Below are 16,735 nucleotides of genomic sequence, written 5' to 3' on the forward strand. Positions count from 1 at the left end.
ATGCTCCTGTTCACGCCGCGGACGACGCGGGCGTCGGGGTGGTCTTGGCCCGCTGCGGGCGGAGGAAGAGGATGAGGGTGGGAATGAGGTACGCGGCCCAGGCCACGACCTCCAGGACGCTCGGCTGCGGCGTGATGTTCAGCATCCCCGCCAGCAGGGCGCCGTACCAGGAGTCGGGGGGAAGCGCGGCGCTGATGTCGAACGCGTATGTGCTCAGCCCCGGCAGCACGCCGGCCTCCTGCAGGTCATGCACCCCGTACTTGAGGATCCCCGCCGCCACCACGATCAACAGCAGGCCCGTCCAGGTGAAGAACTTGGTGAGGTTGATCCTGAGGGCGCTGCGGTAGATCCCCCACCCGATGAGCACGGCGGTGACCACTCCCAGCGTGACGCCGATCAGCGGATCCATGGTCGTGGTCACGCTCTGGGCGTAGGCGAAGAACAGCAGGGCCGTCTCCAGTCCCTCGCGGGCGACGGCCAGGAACGCCATGATGATCACGGCGGTCGAGCCCACCTTGAGCGCTTCGGAGAGCTTGCCCCGCAACTCCCCGGAGAGCGCGCGGGCCGCCCGCCGCATCCAGAAGATCATCCAGGTGACGAACACGACGGCCAGCAGCGAGGCGATCGCCTCGAACAGCTCCTGACTCGTGTACTCCAGGCGCGCCGCCGTGAACGTCAGCAGCGCCCCGAACCCGATGGACAACGCGACGGCCACGCCGACGCCCGTCCATACCTGCGGCAGCTTGTCCTTGCGGTCGCTCTTGACGAGGAAAGCGACGAGGACCGAGACGACGAGCGTCGCCTCGAGTCCTTCGCGCAGTCCTATGAGGTAACTGGCGAACACCGTCACTCCCAGATCGCTGAGGTAAGGCTTGCCTTAATTAGGGCAGGCGAAGCTTACTCTCGGGGAGCGCCCTAAAGCGATAGGCGCGACGGTGTGGGCCTCGTCACCGTGCCAGGTTGTCGGCCAGCAGTTCGAGAAGGGGCCCGCGGCGTTCGCACTGCTCCAGCAGGAACGAGTCGGCCAGCGCGATCACCTCGTCGTCGCCGAGGCCCCGGAAAAGCTCGGCGTACTCGGGCAGCAGCGCCTGCGCGATCAGGATGTGCCTGATCAGGTCGTCGCTCTGATAGCGGGCGCCCCACGGGTACGGATCCCAGGCGGGGAACTCGGTCTCGATCAACTGGTGCAGCGGGGCGAGCACGTCCGCGGACTCCTCCATCGTGGAGCCCCAGCGGTCCGCGCCGAGCCGCTGCTTCTTGGCGATGAAGCCGCCGAACCGGTGCAGGTACGGCCCCGAGGCGTGCACCAGCCCCTGCAACCCCACGTCCTTGTACGTCCACAGCGACCAGCCCACGCCCTCGCCGTCGTAGATCTCCAACTGGTCGCGCAGGATCTGGAACCGCTGCGCGTCCACCGCCGGGTCTCCCGTGTAGACGGGCCCGAACTCGCCCACCCAGAGCGGCGTGCCGGTCTCGCGCTGGAACCGGGACCGCTTGGCGAAGGTCTTCTCCAGCTCAGCCCTGTCGCACCACTCGCCGCGCGTGTAGCCGGGGTAGGGGCCACCGTGGGCGAAACCGGCCAGCGCATAGTCGTGCATGACGAACACCGCGTTCTCGTACATCTCCCGAAATATCGAGAAATCGGTGGCGTACGTGTTGCCGTCCAGGAACAGGATGTGACGCGGGTCGGCGGCCCGGATGGCCTTCACCAGGCGATCATAGAAAGGCCCGATCACCTTGCCGGACACGTCGCCGGGCTCGTTGACCGGGTTGTAGCCGGCCACCCAGTGATTGTCGCGGTAGTGGTCGGCGAGCGCCTCCCACAGGTGCACCGCCCGGTCCTGGAAGTGGCGGTGCTGCCAGAACGCCGCCACGTGCGTCGGGTTGTCGGAGTGCCAGTGCTGGTTCTGCGAGCCGGGCAGCGCGTGCAGGTCGATCACGCTGTAGATGCCGTGCGCGCCGAGCAGGGCGATCACCCGGTCCAGGTGGCGGAAGCCGCGCGGGTCGATCTCGAGGGGCCGGTCGTCGGCCTCCCAGTGGTGGTAGTTGACCGGGATGCGCACGCAGTTCATGCCCAGCCCGGCCAGCAGCGCCGCGTCCTGCTCGGTGAAGAAGGAGGTCAGCAGCCGGTCGAAGAACAACTCCGCCCGATCGTCACCGAGGACGGAGCGTACGGCCTGCCGCATCGAGCTCTCGTTGGCCGGGTAGCCGGTGATGAAGTTCTCCATGTTCATCCAGCCCCCGAGGCCCACCCCGCGAAGCCGTACCGGCGTGTTGTCGTCCGTGACGAGATGGGATCCGGATACGTGAAGCATGTAAAGAGGTCATCCCTTCGTGGCGCCGGCGGTGAGCCCGCCGACCAGGTGGCGTTCCGCGAGGGCGTAGAACCCGAGCGCCGGAACCATGGCCAGGACGAGGTAGGCGAGGATGCGGGCGGTGTCGGAGGCGTACTGGCCCTGGAACTGCTGGATCCCGAGCGGGAGCGTCCAACTGGCCTCTTCGCTGAAGACCACCAGCGGCAGCATGAAGTTGTTCCAGCTGCCCACGATGGCCAGCACGGAGACGGTGGCGATGGCGGGCCGGGCCATCGGCAGCAGGATCCGCCAGAAGAACCCGAACGGGGTGCAGCCGTCGATGATGGCCGCCTCCTCGATCTCGCCCGGGATGCTCCTGAAGAAGCCGCGCAGGATGATGATGGTCAGCGGCAGGCCGAACGCCGCCTGCGTCAGGATGACGCCGAGCGGGTTGTCCAGCAGGCCGAACGTGCGCAGCAGCACGAAGATCGGCAGGATGGCCACCGCGAACGGGAACATCAGCCCCGCCGTGAACACGGTGAACAGCAGCTCCCTGCCGCGGAAGGCGTACCTGGCGAAGATGAATCCCGCCAGCGCCGCCAGCGCGACCGTCAGGACGGTCGTCGCGACCGCGATGAACGTGCTGTTCCACATCTGCAGCCAGAATGAGCCGGAGCCGAGCACGTCGGTGTAGTTGGCGGTCACCCACGTCTCCGGCAGCCCGAACGGGTTGCCCGACAACTCGCTGTTGGCCTTGAATCCGCCGAGGAACGCGTAGATCACTGGGATGAGGATGAACGCGCCCACGACCCACGCGATCGCGTGCATGGGCAGCGTGCTGGTCCTGGCGGGGGCCTTCTTCCGATGGATCATCGGCGGCCTCCGATGTTGGTGGTGGCGCCCTCGAGGTCGCGGCGCATCACGAAACGCTGGTAAATGAGGGCGAAGACGAGGCTGAGCACGAACATCACGACGCTGATCGCGCTGGCGTAGCCGACCTGGGAGCGTTTGAAGCCGTACTCCATCATGGTCACGGCCATCGTCTCGGACGAGTGCGAAGGACCGCCCCCGGTGAGGATCCAGACGAGGTCGAACAGCTGGATGGTGTAGATGACCGACAGGAAGATGCTGATCCTGATCGTCGGCCCGAGCAGCGGCAGCGTGATGTGCCTGAACGTCTTCCAGCTGCTCGCGCCGTCGATCTGGGCGGCCTCGATGAGCTCGTTCGGGATGTTCTGCCGGCCCGCCAGATAGATCATCATGTGGAAGCCGAAATATTTCCACGTCATGACCAGGAACAGCGAAGGCATCACGGTGTTGGGATCGGCCAGCCACTCCGACTCGATCCCGAACACCGACAGCAGCCGGTTCGCCATGCCGGTCCCGGGCGAGAGGATCAGCGAGAACAGCACGCCGGTGATCACTTCGGAGAGCACGTACGGCGCGAAGAACACCACCCGGTACAACGCCCGCCCGCGAATGCGCTGGTTCAGCAGCATCGCGATGGCCAGCGAGAACGGCAGCTGGACGCACACCGAGAACAGCACCAGCACCAGCAGGTGCCACAGGTCCTGCGCGAAAATTTCGGTGCCGAACAACCGGGTGAAGTTGTCGAAGCCGATGAAGTTGGTCGGCAGCCCGCCGAACCCGTTCCACCGGAACGCGCTGGAGTAGCCGGCCACCAGGATCGGGGCCACCACCAGCAGGAGGAACAACACGAGCGCGGGCAGCAGGAACAGGGTGATCGTCAGCCACCTGCCGCGTTTCTTGACGGCAGGGGCGGGGACCGGAAGCTTGACCGCTTCCGGCCCTCGGGTGAGTATCGTCATTCTTCGCTCTTGGCCACTTCGGTGATGTCGGCGCCCACTTCCTCCGGCGTCTTGGTGCCGCCGATGAGTTCGGCCACGCTGTCATTGACCTGCTGGCCGACGGCCGGGGGGTACGCCTGGTCGAGGTAGAGCTGGTAGCCGCCGGCGCTGGCCAGCATGGTCGCCACCTGCTTGAGGTTCGGGTCCTTGACCGCGCTCTCCTCGCCCTTGAGCACCGGCAGCACGCCGCCGGCCTCCACGGCCTTGGAGTGGTTGCCCATCTCGGTCATGAACTTCACGAAGTCCAGGGCCTCCTTGGGGGCGTCCGTCCCCACGGCCAGGCCGCCGCCTCCGCCGAACGCGTCCGTGGCCGAGCCCTTGCCGCCCTCGACGGCGGGGAAGGGGAAGAAGCCGAGGTCGTCGCCGAGGCCCTTGCCGGAGTCCTTCTGAACGGCCGGCGCCCACTGACCCATCAGCTCCATGGCGGCCTTGCCGTTGCTCACGGTGGCCGACTGGCCGTCAGGGGTCGAGTAGGCCGCGCCGAGGAAGCCCTTCTGGAACGGCTGCAGGTCGGCCAGCGCCTTCACCTGCTGCCCCGCGGCGATGAAGTCGGGCTTGGTGAAGTCCTTGTCCACCGCGGCCTGCTTGAGCGCGTCGAGGCCGGCGATGCGCATGGCGAGGTAGGCCCAGTAGTAGTGCCCGGGCCACTTCTCCTTGCCGGCCAGGGCGATCGGGGTGACGCCCGCCGCCTTGAGCTTCTTGACGTCCTCGAGGAACGCTGACCAGGTGGTCGGGGGCTCGGTGATGCCGGCCTTCTCGAAAAGTTTCTTGTTGTACCAGAAACCCACCATGCCGATGTCGGTGGGCAGTCCGTACGTCTTACCGTCGATCTGGTACGCGCTCAGTGCCGCGGGCGTGAAGTTCGGCAGGACGTCGGCGACATCGCCGGTGATGTCCTTGACGAGCCCCGCGTCGACCTGCTGCTTCAACACGCCGCCGCCCCACGAGGCGAAGATGTCCGGCGCCTTGCCCGACTGGGTGATCGTGGTGAGCTTGGCCTTGTAGGCGTCGTTCTCCAGGACGGTGGCCTTGATGGTGACGTTCGGGTTCTTGGCCTCGAATTCCTTGGCCCGCTGCGCCCACAGCGACTTGAGGGGCTCGGCGGTCGAGAGGTGCCACCATTCGAGCGTGACCTTCGCCGGCGATCCGCCGCCCTGGCTCGGGGAGGTCGCGGTTCCCCCACCGCCACCACCACAGCCGGCTACGAGCACGGCGGTCGCGATCAACACCACACTGCGTTTCATAGGGGTCCTTTCCTCAAGTGACCGGCGAAAGTTTCGTGAACCCCCCGATAATTTCTTTGACCGGAGCTTAGGTAAACGCCACGTAAAGCGTCAACACCTCGGCCCCGAGCGACGCCAAACCGAAACTTTCGGCTACACTCCCGATCGTGTCAGCGAAGAGGCGGGTCACGATCGCACTGATCGCGGAAGAGGCCGGGGTGTCCATCCCCACGGTCTCCAAGGTCATCAACGGGCGCCCGGAGGTCGCTCCGGCGACCCGCCATAGGGTCGAACGACTACTCCAGGAACACGGCTACCAACGCCGGGTCAGCCAGGACGACACCCCTGCCGGGCTGGTCGACCTGGTATTCGCCGAGATCGAGTCACCCTGGGCCATGGAGATCGTGCGCGGTGCGGAGAGCGCCGCCCACGAGGCCGGCGCCAGCGTGGTCATCTCGGTCCTGCACACCCACGCCGGCCCGGGACGGGACTGGCTGGAACGGCTGGCCGCCCGCAGGACGGACGGCGTGGTGATCGTCGCCTCCCGCCTGTCCACCGGCATCCAGTCCCAGCTGAGCGCCCGCTCCCTGCCGTTCGCGGTAGTGGACCCGGAAGGCGAGCCGGCCCCGGGCGTGGTCTCGGTGGGGGCGACGAACTGGAACGGCGGTCTGGCCGCGACTCGGCACCTCCTGGAGCTGGGCCACCGCAGAATCGGCATGATCAGCGGCCCCGCCGACATGCTCTGCAGCCAGGCCCGCATCGACGGCTACCGCGCGGCGTTGGAAACGGCCGGCGTGCCCGTCGTCCCCGAGTTGATAAGACGCGGAACGTTCCTGGTGGACTCGGGCCACGACGAGGGCCACGCCCTGCTGTCCCTGCCCTCCCCTCCGACGGCCATCTTCGCCGGCAGCGACCTGATGGCGTTCGGCGTCTTCGAGGCGGCCAGGCAGCGAGGTCTGCGCGTGCCGGAGGACCTGAGCGTGGTCGGCTTCGACGACCTGCCCTTGGCCAAGTCGGCCTGGCCACCCCTGACCACGGTGCGCCAACCGCTGCAGGAGATGGCGGCGCTGGCCACCCGTACGGTGCTGGCGATGGGGCGGGGCGAGGTCCCGGAGACCAAGCGGGTGGAACTGGCCACCGAACTGATCGTCCGCGAAAGCACCGCCAGGTACGAGTAGGTCCCCCGCCCGCACCCACCCGTTGCCCAATTACCAGGTGGGCTGGCGGGACCCCGCCCCGAAAGGACTTCGCGGGGAGGCGCTGCGCGCAACGGGAGCTCAGACGCTTTTGATCAGGCGCAGGCTTCGCCTGCGCAGGCTGAGCGCTCTACTTGAACTCAAGATCGAGTAGAGCCGACGAAATTCGTTGGCGCCCACCGCTCCTCGTGGAGGTACGACGGGTGCGCGATGAGGCCCTGATGCTGTTGGAAGGGCATCAGTCTCCGCGTCACCGCCGGGACCAGTACCTGGTCGCCGGATGGGCGATGGCCTTCCTAGCGTGGGCCGGCACAGATCTCGGGCGAGTGGACGCGACCGCCGAGCATGCCCGGGCAGCCTGGCATTTTGCGCAGGAGGCAGGACACAACGGGCTGCGCGCCTGGGTGTGTAAGGCGCGGCAGGTCGCCGCGTACTGGGAGAACAAGCGGCAGGTCCTTCCGCACTCGACGAGAATCAGCCTCCGATCTTCCAAATTGCTCCGTAGCAGATCGGCGGGCCGTAACTGTAGATCCTGCCCTTGCTCGAACGAGCAATCAGCGTGTCTCCGGGCGCGCCGAACAGCGATGAACGCGCGCAGCGATTCTGCGACAGCCCCATGGAGCAATGAAGACCCCTGGGTTCAACCTGCGGCTGCTGTCGGTCATCGGCACACAGCGCATGGACGTAGCCCGCTGACCCACGCCAGGCCGCATTTCAGACGAAAGGTGTCAATCGCGGGACTTGAGGTCGAATACCGCCTTTCCCGCCACGCGCCGGCCGCGCAGCGCGTCGGCCGCCTCGGCGAAGCTTTCCCAGGAGTCGCGCCAGCCGATCTCGGGCACCAGGACGCCTTCAGCCGCGAGTCGTACCAGCTCGGCCAGGTCGGCGGCGGCTCCGAACTCGTTGACATAGGAAGCGAGCGTCCTGGTCGGGCCGACAGTGGCATATGGCGAGAAGACAGCAGGCTCTCCCGAGGTCCACCCGACGGACTGGAGGTTCCCGCCGGGAGCAAGGAGTCCCCAGGCTGCGACCAGATGGGGTCCGCCGACCGTCTCCACGACGATGTCGACGGGCTCTTTGACGTCGTCCAGGCCCACGACCACCTCATCCGCGCCCGCCTTGGCAAGGCCGTCCCCTCGCGCGAGGGAGCCGACCGAGGCGATGACGTACGCCCCGGCGTGGGACGCGAGACGCACGGCGTACCGTCCCACACCGCCCGAGGCGCCGGTCACCAGCACGCGCTTGCCGGATCCGGCCGCGGCGGCCCGCAGCGAGCGGAGCGCGGCCAGGCCCGCCGTCGGCAGTGCGGCCGCCTCGGCCAGCCCAATACCGTCCGGGACTTGGGCCACCGCCGACACATCGACGGCCACCCGCTCCGCGAACGCCCCCTGCGCGAAGAGCACGACACGGGTTCCGACGGCAGGGCCGGAGCCGTCCGTCGCCGCCTGCAGGACGGCCCCGGCCGCGTCGAGGCCCAGCGCTGCGCCGACGGGAACGCGTCCGGAGGTTGCGTCATTGATGTCGGCGTAGTTGAGCGAGGCGTACTGCACGTCGATGAGCACCTGTCCGGGACCGGCGACGGGGTCGGCGATCTCCCCGAAGCCGATGCCTGCGGGGGCGGACGGATCGACGATGAGGGCACGCGTGGACATCGAGATCTCCTCTGGTGGAAGGCGTGACAACAAGAAGGACACTAGCAGATAGTTCCGCAATAGACTATCTGCTTATCGACTACTTTACCTGGGTGGACTGGACGCAACCACGGTCAGCCGGCCGCGCGGCCTTCCGCCGCTCCTGTGAACGCTGAGGCGCGGGAGTGGCCCACCGCTCGGGTAGATGTCACCAGAGGAAAAGTAACTCTCCGTAATCTCGTGACGCCCAACCGTTGGGGAAAACGGGTGCCCGACGCCTCGTCAGGATGTCCGGGTGGCCGTGCGATCCGGTCTGCATACACGCGGTACGCCTTGCGCCCGGCCGATGTGGAGCCATCCCCTGTGAGAGCGGCGCACTGTTCCAGCACGGTCTGGTGGAGTGTCAGCGGGGCGGTGATACGCAGGGAGTAGCCCTGCCCGCGGCGGATGGCCCAGTCCTGCGCCTGGACGAGGCCGAACGCACTCACCTGTATTCGCGGGCCCGGCCTAAGCCGGGGACCCGCCGCCGGGCAGCCAGGCCCGAGCAAGTGCGGCCGGGTGTACGGATCATGATCGAATCGTTCGAGTCGGTCGGCGCGTCCCAATGCGGGTTTACGCGGATTCCGTTCCACCCCACCGCGGGTGCAGCGCTGTGCCCTCGCCGAAGACTTGGATCATGATTCCTGCTCTTTCCTCGCGCAGGCACGGCCATGGGCGCCAGTCGAACGCCTGCCCGCCGCCGACCGTAGCGTGGAAGCGGTGGTGTCCGCGCTATACCCCTTGCCATGCGCGGAACAGCCTGATGCTCTCGGCGAGCTGCGAGTGCATCGGCGACGGCAGCGAGTCCAGAGAGAACCAGCCCAGTTCGTCGAACTTGTGAGGCTCGCCGATAGCGGCTTCGGTGGGATCGACCCTGACCGCGAAGATCACCGCGACCCAGTGAGAGGGCGGCTCCTCCCGCAGGACGTTGCGAACGCCGATGGTCTCGATCGTCAGCGGACGGGTCGTGTATTCCTCGCCGACCTCCCGGGCGACAGCCGTCTCGAACGACTCCCCGTACTCCAGCGCTCCGGCGCCACAGTCCCAGGCTCCAGGCTCGTCACGCGCACCGGCGCCGCGCCGGGCCAGCAGCACCCGGCCGTCGCCGTCGTGGCAGATGAACACGCACGCGACACTGGGCGTCCTGCGCACCTGTTCGGCGCCCGGCTGGGACGGCCCGGCGAGAACGTTCGCAGTCGGATCGTTGCTCAACAGCAGGTTCCTTTCGCTTTCAGAAGTGATGCAGTAGCTCGGAGAACGTCCGCAGCCGCAGCACTCCTTCATCGTCGTCATCGAGCTCACTGTGCTCCAGCACCCAGGTGTTGTCGTTCGGGATGAAGACAGCGTTCATGCCTGCCTGCCGGGCGGGAAGGATGTCCGACTTCGGCGAGTTGCCGATCATCCAGGTCGCGGCCGGCGCCAGGTCGAGGTCGCGAGTGAGCCGCCGGTAGGTGTCGGCGTCCTTCTCGGCCACGATATGGATGCCGCGAAAGTGGTGCGCGAGCCCCGAGAGATCCAGTTTGCGCTGCTGCTCTTCGGTATCGCCCTTGGTGAGCAGGAGCAACTCATGCCGGCCGCCGAGAACTGTGAGTGTCTCGGCGACACCCGGGACCAGCTCCACGCGTCCTTCCAGGACGGCCGCCGCCAATCCATCGACATGGCGCAGTTCCGCTGCGCTCGCCGGCCGCTCGCGGAGTCGCTCCAGGCACTCTTTCAGGCTGCGCAAGAACATCTTGCCGCCGTATCCGTGGGCGACCGCGTTCGCCGCCTGGATGCTGTTGAGGATGGTGCGGATCTCGGCCCCGTCGAGGGTCGGATGGTCCAGCCAGAGCAGGAAGTCGTCGACGGCGCGTTCGAAGAGGACGTTGTTCTCCCACAGCGTGTCATCGGCGTCGAAGATCAGTACCTGTCCCGTGAGAGAGCTGCCGTGTGGCTCAGCCGGGCCCGATGCCGTCACGTCCGCGTGTCTGCGACGAGGGCGGTCCGCGGGTATCCGGCCAGGGCGTCCTTGTCGCGCAACGCCTGCAGCTCACTGCGCGACAACGCCATGGTGAACACACCCGGGTCGGTCCTGGCCCGGCTCAGCCGCGTGCCGTCCGGGTGCCAGGTGCCGCTGCCGCCGCACGATTCCCACCTCGGTCCCCGGCCGGCGAGGTTCGCGACGACCGCGTACATGCGGTGGTCCATGGCCCGGGCCGCGGAGTGGACGTCAATGCGCCGCACCTCCTCCTGCGTGTACAGGGCGGACACAGCGTATACCTCGGCGCCCAGGCCGGCCGCTTCCGCTGCGTGCTCCGGCACCGCGGCGTCGTAGCAGATGGCGAGGGCGACACGCCAGCCGTCGATGTCCAGGATCTGGATCTTGTCGCCGGGCTGGAACAGGTCGCGCTCCACGCCGTGCAGGTTCTGCTTGCCGTAAACCTGGATCTCGCCGTCGGGGCGGATCGCCAGCGAGGCGATCCAGGCCGTGTTGTCCGGCCCGCGGTACGCGGCGCCGACCACAGCGGTCACGCCGCACTCCGCGCTGGCCTGGCGGACGACGTCGAGCCGCGGGTCGTCCTCGGTCACCCAAGCCGACGGGTCGGTGAAGAGCTCCAGGTCGTAGCCCACAAGTGACATCTCGGGGAACACGAGCAGTTTCGCACCGGCATCCGCGGCGCCGATCATCAGAGCCGCCGCTGAACGGGCATTCGCCCTCACATCCCCTGGTTCGGGGGAAATCTGGGCGACCGTCACGATCAATGTTTCTGAGGGCACCGCGGCATTTTATCGACTGGCGTTCGGAATCTTCCGACAGGCCATCACCAGGTGCTCGATCCACCGTGGGAGATGCCCTGGGCGCGGGTACGCATGCGAGAGGATTACTTGGTGCGAGCGTTGATTTTGACCGGACCTCCAGCGGTGGGCAAGAGCACGATGCCGAGCCGCGTGCGGGGTCGCGTACGGCGCATCCACCCGATTCGGATCCAGCCCGCCCTCTGGCCGACGGAGTCAGCACCCGGGCACAGTGCTGGTTGGCCAGCCGGAACACGCCGTTCCAGGAGTGCGGGCGCATCGGCAGCCCCTGCTCGTTCACCCACAACCACAACGGCTCCGGCCCGCCGGGGCCTTCGGTGAACAGCAATATGCGCTCCTGCCAGGTCAGCCGATCCAGCGCCCTGACACCCAGAACACGCGCCAATGCACCCCGTTAGCCTCTCGCCAACAGCATCAACACGCTCATCCAATAGGGGAACAGCCTTTCTATTGCACCTCAAGATTGAGTAGCTCCGGCGAGCTTCGTTGGCTCAGATCGCCAGAGCGTGCCGCAGTCCCTGTCCGATGCGCATCGTTGTCTGGAGACTCAAGCCGCCAAGTTCGCGTCGGAGATCTTCAGGAAAAAGGATCACGATGTCATCGCACAGGGCGCGTCCGACTACGGGGTCCTCTGCGGTGAGTTCGATGATGCTGGGCAATGGTGGCTTGGCCGACGTCGTGATCCGTACGGCGAGATAGCTGGGGAGGGCACGGTTGCGGGCGTTGTTGCTGACGATGACGTATGGCTTCTCGCCGTACTCCTCGCCGAGGTCGGCCATATAGACGTGGCCGCGAAGGGGATGACCGCTGCCGGAGGCCATCAGTCGGTGGACACCTCGGCCGTGCGCCGGCGCGCGGCCCGCCTGAAGGCGCGGTCCTCGTCGTCCTGTGCGGCAGCGAGAGCGCCTCAGGGCAAATCCGGAGCCTGAAATGGCGGGCTCTATGCGCGATGGTTAGCTCAGGGCCGCTCCAGGCCTGTATTCACCATTCGGCAGATTTCCATGGTCTCTCCACCGGCAGCGATTCCTTGTCCGCCCTTCGACGGTCTGCATGGTCGAAGGGCCGGCCTGGACCGACAACGTCCAGGCCGGCCACAACAGACCGGAACACCAGCAGAGGGGACATGGCGATGCCGAGCAAGCAGGCCGAAGCGGTCAAGAGGTACTGGGCGGCGGTCCGTCTGGCCAGTGAGCAGCCGGATGCCGAGCATCCTGACACCGAGTCCTGGGGCGACCTTACGGCCGAACCGCACGACGTCGACTACATCGAGACCGTCGCGGGCGGCCTGCCCGCGATGTGGGCGGTGCCGAAACGCAGCGCCGAGGATCGGGTCTTGTTGTGCATCCATGGCGGAGGGTTCGTCGGCGGCTCGATCTATTCGCACCGCAAGATGTTCGGCCATCTGGCCAAGGCGACCGGGGCGCGAGCGCTGATCTTCGACTACCGCCTCGCCCCCGAGCACACTCACCCAACGCAGGTGGACGACGCGACGGCCGTCTATCAGTGGCTGCTCGACCAGGGCGTCAGCGCTGATCACATCGTGTTCGCGGGCGATTCCTGCGGTGGCGGGCTGGCGATCACCACCCAGCTTCGGGCCCGGGAACGGGGCCTGGCCCTCCCGGCCGCGGCGCTGCCGTTCTCGCCATGGGTGGACATGGAGGCCATCGGCGAGTCGTACGAAACCAACCGGGACCGCGACGCCTTCTTCACGGTGAAAGTCGTGCGTGAGCTCGCGGGCACCTTCCTGGGGGAGGACAGTGACCCTCGCGATCCGCTGGCCGGCCCGCTGTATGCCGACCTGACCGGCCTCGGACCGATCTACCTTCAGGTGGGCGAAGACGAAGTGCTGCTGGACGACGCTCGGCGGCTGGAGGAGCACGCCCGCAAGGCCGGTGTCGACGTGCGGCTCGACGTCTTCCCCGGCATGCAGCACACCTTCCAGATGGCCGCCGGCCGCGCTCCTGAGGCCGACGAGGCGATCCGGAGGATGGCCGAGTGGGTACGGCCCAAGCTCGGCCTGTGACCCAGGGGCGCACGGATGCCGGGGTGTGAATAACGGGGAGTGGTGATGACGCAGAAGGCAGGCGTGGTGCCCAACGCAGGCGAGTTCGCCCGCTGTACCGAACCGTACCGGCGTGAGCTGCTGGCGCACTGCTACCGGATGCTCGGTTCGGTGGATGAAGCGGAGGACCTCGTACAGGAGACCTACCTGCGGGCTTGGCGGTCCTACGGCACCTTCCAGGGTCGGTCGTCGCTGCGGGTGTGGCTGTATCGCATCGCCACCAACGCCTGCCTGACCGCGCTCGAGCACCGCGCTCGGCGAGCGTTGCCGTCCGGCCTGGGCGGCCCCGGCTACGACCCCGACGCACCGCCTACTCCTGCCGACCCGGGCCAGGCGTGGCTGCAGCCGATCCCGGATGCTCTGGTGACCCCGGAGTCAGCGGACCCCGCGGCAATCGTCGCCGCTCGGGAGGGGCTGCGGCTCGCACTCGTCGCCAGCCTGCAATACCTCCCCGGGAGGCAGCGAGCCGTGCTCATCCTGCGCGAGGTGCTCGGTTTCCCGGCCACTGAGGTAGCGGTCATGCTCGACACCACCACCGCGGCGGTCAAGAGCGCACTGCAGCGGGCCCGCGCCCGCCTCGGCCAATTGGCCCCGGAACGGGACCGGATCATCGAGCCCACTGAGCCGCACGCCCGGGCGCTGCTCGACCAGTACATCGCGGGGTTCCAGAACGCCGACACGGCTGCGCTGGAACGGGCGCTGCGCACCGACGCCGCGATCGAATTGGTCGGGACCGGCACCTGGTTCTCCGGTCGCGTGACGTGCCTGCGCTTCCTGGCCCACGTCATCGGGTCCCCAGGGGACTGGCGGATGATCCCTACCCTCGCTAACGGACAGCCCGCCGCAGCCGCCTACCACCGGGATGGCGACGGCACCTACCACGCCTTCGGACTCGGCGTGCTCACCGTGACGGACACGGGCCTTGCCCGCATTGTCGTCTTTGGCGGGGGCCCGGACCTGGTGGCCAGGTTCGGCCTCCCACCCGTCCACCGGGGCGAAGAAGCTCCTTTCGGCGGCGTAGTCATGCGGGAATGAGCCGGATACCGCGACCTCACCGTCGAGTGGCCCGAGCGATTGTCGCCTTTCGTCACGAAGCGGCGTGGGACCTGCACCTGGCCTGGTCGGAGGCGGAGTTCCACATCAGCGAGGACGCGGGGCGCGCGGCGATCGAACCGGCCACGCTGTACCGGCTCATCGACGCCACCGAACGATTCCGCGGCCGAGCTTGACCATGGTTCGGACTTCGACGTACGTTGGCCCGCTGCCCACAGGAAGGCTGTGAAGATGCCCGATGCGCTTGATGACTCCACGCTGTCCGCCGTGCTGGTCCACGGACTGCGTCCCACGAAGGTGACCCTCGCCGACTACGACCCCGGATGGCCGGCCCGCTTCGAACGCCGTGCCGCCGAGCTGCGGGCGATCCTGGGGGATCGCGCGCGGCTGATCGAGCACATCGGCTCCACCTCGGTGCCCGGCCTCGCCGCGAAGCCGATCATCGACATCGTCGTCGGAATCGACGACCCGGATGACGAGCCGGCGTACCTGCCTGATCTTCAGGCGGCGGGCTATGACCTGCGTGTTCGTGAGCCGGAGCACCGTTGCCTGCGCACCGGCGAGCCCGATGAGCAGGTGAACCTGCACTGTTATCCGCCTGGTCATGTCGAGGTGCGGCGGTACCTCGCTTTCCGGGACCGGCTTCGGGCGAGCGAGACGGATCGGGAGCTCTACGCCGCGACGAAGCGGGAGCTGGCGCAGCGGGAGTGGCGTGACATCAACTATTACGCGGAGGCCAAAGGGCCGGTGATCGACGAGATCCTCGGCCGGGCAGGGTGGCGGGGATAGCTCCGCCCCGGTCGCGTCATGGCCGCGCTGCCATCACCGCAGCACAGCCGCCGCGGAGACGGTTGAGTCATCTCCGTCAGTGGAAGGTCAGTGGAAGAGGGACCTGCGGGGTTCCTGGCCGTTCACGCTGCCGACGCAACGATAGAAACGGACCCCGTCCTCGAACTGAGCCTGAGACGGTGGCATGACGTCGGACGACCACCTGGTGGTGGCGATGGTCTTTGCCGTGCCGACCCTGCTGGCGAGCAGCACAGCCCGGCTGCAGACGCGCTTCACCGTCGGATGTTTGGCGAGGTCCTGCTGCACGTAGGTCTCGGCGTCCTTGGGGATGGGGGCGACAGCGAAGGTCTCCCATGAGTGGGTCTCCTCGCAGCCGAGCCGCCTGGCCTTCGTGTCGCCCACGATGATGACCATGCCGCCCCAGCACTCCGACTCCCGTACGCAAGCCGCGCCGGCGCCGCGCACCTTGGCGGCCGGGCAGTTCTCCGTGTACGTGTCCAGGCCGGTGAAGACGCTGGCCGGCTCTTGCGCGGGCTTCTTGGTCTTTTGCGTGGTCGCCGTGCTGCTGGGCTGGGCCTGTGGGGTCCCGTCCGGCTGCTCGAAGATCTGCGTGTAGATGACTGCTCCGCCGCCTACCACGATGACCAGGGTCAGGGCGGCGATGATCGCGACCAGGGCCTTGTTGATGCCATGGGGCGCGGGTGGCCGGGTGTCCGGCTGGCTGCCCAGAGGCGGGTTGGTGTGCTGGTGCGCGATCAGCGGCGTCTGCGCGACCAGTGGAGCCTGTGCGACCCCCGGCTCCCGCGCGCCCCCCGGCCCCTGCACGACCTTTGGTTCCTGAGGGGGCATCGGCCGGTCGACGGGCGATGGTACGGAGGGCATGAACGGTACGGCGGCGTGGGAGCCCGGCGGAGAGGCGGCGTGGCGGCCCGACAAGGGACCCAGCGGGACGGCGGCCAGCGCGTCGCGGAAGGCGGCGGCGCTGGGGGTACGTTGGCGGGGGTCGCTCGCCAGGGCCTGACGCAGCACGGCGGTCAGTTCGAGTGGTATGCCGGGGATGTCGGGGACCGGGAGGCGGTGCAGGGCCAGGATCATGGCCAGGTTCGGCACACCGCTCTCCGGGAAGCGCGGCGGGCGGCCGGACAGCAGGGCGTAGATGGTGGCGGCCAGGGCGTACACGTCGCCGGCCGGGCTCGGCTCGGCCAGTTCGAAAGCCTCGGGCGGCGCATAGGACGGGGTCAGCGACTCGCGGGTCACGGACGCTTCGGGGCCGGAGGCGGGCATGGTGGCCAGGCCGAAGTCCGACAGGGCCACCTGGCCGTACCGATTGATGAGGATGTTGCCAGGCTTGACGTCGCGGTGCAGGACGCCTTGCGCGTGTGCGGCGGCCAGGGCGTCGGCGATGCGTACGCCGACGTCGCGGGCCTCGGCAGGACTGAGGCGGCGGCCGGCCAGTGAGCCGCCGGGGCACAGCTCCAGCACCATGTACGGCCGGCCGTCGGGCAGCAGTCCGGCGTCGTAGACGGGGACGACGTGGGGGTGGCCGGACAGGGCGCCGGCTGCCGTGACCTCGCGGAGGAAACGGCGCCGGTCGCGGTCGGACAGCAGGACCCGGTTGTCGACCTTGAGCGCGACTTCACGGCCCACGGCCGACTGCAGGGCGAGGTACACGACGCCGAAGCCGCCCTGCCCGACTACGCCCTTGATTTCGTAGCCAGGCACCGATAATTCCGACACGCGCGGAAGCGTACACGCTGCGACTTCCATCGATCTTGTGTTTGAAC

General features: G+C 67.9%; 16 protein-coding genes. 5 read left to right on the forward strand and 11 right to left on the reverse strand.

Annotation, left to right across the window (positions count from 1 at the left end; genetic code table 11):
- Positions 1–10 precede the first annotated feature (10 nt).
- The 5 genes from efeU to ACTWPT_RS00390 all read right to left on the reverse strand — a co-directional run bounded on the left by efeU (position 11) and on the right by ACTWPT_RS00390 (position 5,406).
- Positions 11–844 carry an iron uptake transporter permease EfeU gene (gene efeU / locus ACTWPT_RS00370; protein ID WP_443175167.1) on the reverse strand — a complete coding sequence of 278 codons (834 nt, stop codon included), beginning with the start codon at positions 842–844 and terminating at the stop codon, positions 11–13.
- 103 nt (positions 845–947) lie between these two features.
- Entirely contained in the window at positions 948–2,315 is a 1,368-nt protein-coding gene (locus tag ACTWPT_RS00375; protein WP_443175168.1) for a glycoside hydrolase family 5 protein, read from the reverse strand.
- Between the two features lie 9 nt (positions 2,316–2,324).
- Positions 2,325–3,167: a carbohydrate ABC transporter permease gene (locus ACTWPT_RS00380; RefSeq protein WP_443161134.1), complete on the reverse strand. Its 843-nt coding sequence runs from the start codon at positions 3,165–3,167 to the stop codon at positions 2,325–2,327.
- Positions 3,164–4,123 (reverse strand): carbohydrate ABC transporter permease, encoded by a 960-nt coding sequence (locus ACTWPT_RS00385; protein WP_443175169.1) that lies wholly within the window; start codon positions 4,121–4,123, stop codon positions 3,164–3,166. The genes ACTWPT_RS00380 and ACTWPT_RS00385 overlap by 4 nt, the downstream gene beginning before the upstream one ends.
- On the reverse strand, positions 4,120–5,406 hold the full coding sequence (locus ACTWPT_RS00390) for an extracellular solute-binding protein (RefSeq protein WP_443175170.1): 1,287 nt from the start codon (positions 5,404–5,406) through the stop codon (positions 4,120–4,122). Before ACTWPT_RS00390 ends, ACTWPT_RS00385 begins: the two co-directional genes overlap by 4 nt.
- Before the next feature lie 146 nt (positions 5,407–5,552).
- Between ACTWPT_RS00390 and ACTWPT_RS00395 the strand changes: the two genes are divergently transcribed.
- On the forward strand, positions 5,553–6,563 hold the full coding sequence (locus tag ACTWPT_RS00395) for a LacI family DNA-binding transcriptional regulator (protein WP_305918500.1): 1,011 nt from the start codon (positions 5,553–5,555) through the stop codon (positions 6,561–6,563).
- A 746-nt stretch (positions 6,564–7,309) separates the two neighbouring features.
- Here ACTWPT_RS00395 and ACTWPT_RS00400 read toward each other — a convergent pair.
- The 5 genes from ACTWPT_RS00400 to ACTWPT_RS00420 form a co-directional block, all read right to left on the reverse strand.
- Positions 7,310–8,233, reverse strand: coding sequence for a zinc-binding dehydrogenase (locus ACTWPT_RS00400; RefSeq protein ID WP_443175171.1), 924 nt, complete (start codon positions 8,231–8,233; stop codon positions 7,310–7,312).
- A 750-nt stretch (positions 8,234–8,983) separates the two neighbouring features.
- Entirely contained in the window at positions 8,984–9,463 is a 480-nt protein-coding gene (locus ACTWPT_RS00405; RefSeq protein ID WP_443175172.1) for an NUDIX domain-containing protein, read from the reverse strand.
- 19 nt (positions 9,464–9,482) lie between these two features.
- Positions 9,483–10,208, reverse strand: coding sequence for an HAD family hydrolase (locus ACTWPT_RS00410; protein WP_443175173.1), 726 nt, complete (start codon positions 10,206–10,208; stop codon positions 9,483–9,485).
- Entirely contained in the window at positions 10,205–11,008 is an 804-nt protein-coding gene (locus tag ACTWPT_RS00415; protein ID WP_443175174.1) for a carbon-nitrogen hydrolase family protein, read from the reverse strand. Before ACTWPT_RS00415 ends, ACTWPT_RS00410 begins: the two co-directional genes overlap by 4 nt.
- 530 nt (positions 11,009–11,538) lie before the next feature.
- Positions 11,539–11,868, reverse strand: a complete 330-nt coding sequence (locus ACTWPT_RS00420) for a type II toxin-antitoxin system PemK/MazF family toxin (protein WP_443175175.1) — start codon at positions 11,866–11,868, stop codon at positions 11,539–11,541.
- Between the two features lie 308 nt (positions 11,869–12,176).
- Between ACTWPT_RS00420 and ACTWPT_RS00425 the strand changes: the two genes are divergently transcribed.
- Genes ACTWPT_RS00425 through ACTWPT_RS00440 form a run of 4 tightly spaced genes read left to right on the forward strand, consistent with a single transcriptional unit; the run spans position 12,177 to position 14,951 of the window.
- Positions 12,177–13,070, forward strand: a complete 894-nt coding sequence (locus ACTWPT_RS00425; RefSeq protein ID WP_443175176.1) for an alpha/beta hydrolase — start codon at positions 12,177–12,179, stop codon at positions 13,068–13,070.
- Positions 13,071–13,115: 45 nt separating this feature from the next.
- A complete protein-coding gene (locus ACTWPT_RS00430; RefSeq protein WP_443175177.1) occupies positions 13,116–14,144 on the forward strand; it encodes a sigma-70 family RNA polymerase sigma factor in 1,029 nt (342 codons plus the stop codon).
- 26 nt (positions 14,145–14,170) lie between these two features.
- Entirely contained in the window at positions 14,171–14,338 is a 168-nt protein-coding gene (locus tag ACTWPT_RS00435) for a hypothetical protein (RefSeq protein WP_443175178.1), read from the forward strand.
- A gap of 55 nt (positions 14,339–14,393) precedes the next feature.
- The gene (locus tag ACTWPT_RS00440; RefSeq protein ID WP_443175179.1) at positions 14,394–14,951 is read left to right on the forward strand and encodes a GrpB family protein; all 558 of its coding nucleotides are present in this window, start codon (positions 14,394–14,396) and stop codon (positions 14,949–14,951) included.
- 87 nt (positions 14,952–15,038) lie between these two features.
- Here the strand turns inward: ACTWPT_RS00440 and ACTWPT_RS00445 are convergent, their stop codons facing one another.
- Positions 15,039–16,688, reverse strand: a complete 1,650-nt coding sequence (locus ACTWPT_RS00445; RefSeq protein ID WP_443175180.1) for a protein kinase domain-containing protein — start codon at positions 16,686–16,688, stop codon at positions 15,039–15,041.
- Between the last annotated feature and the right edge of the window lie 47 nt (positions 16,689–16,735).

It is taken from the genome of Nonomuraea sp. 3N208, assembly GCF_052245935.1.
In the GTDB taxonomy this organism is placed as follows: Bacteria; Actinomycetota; Actinomycetes; order Streptosporangiales; family Streptosporangiaceae; genus Nonomuraea.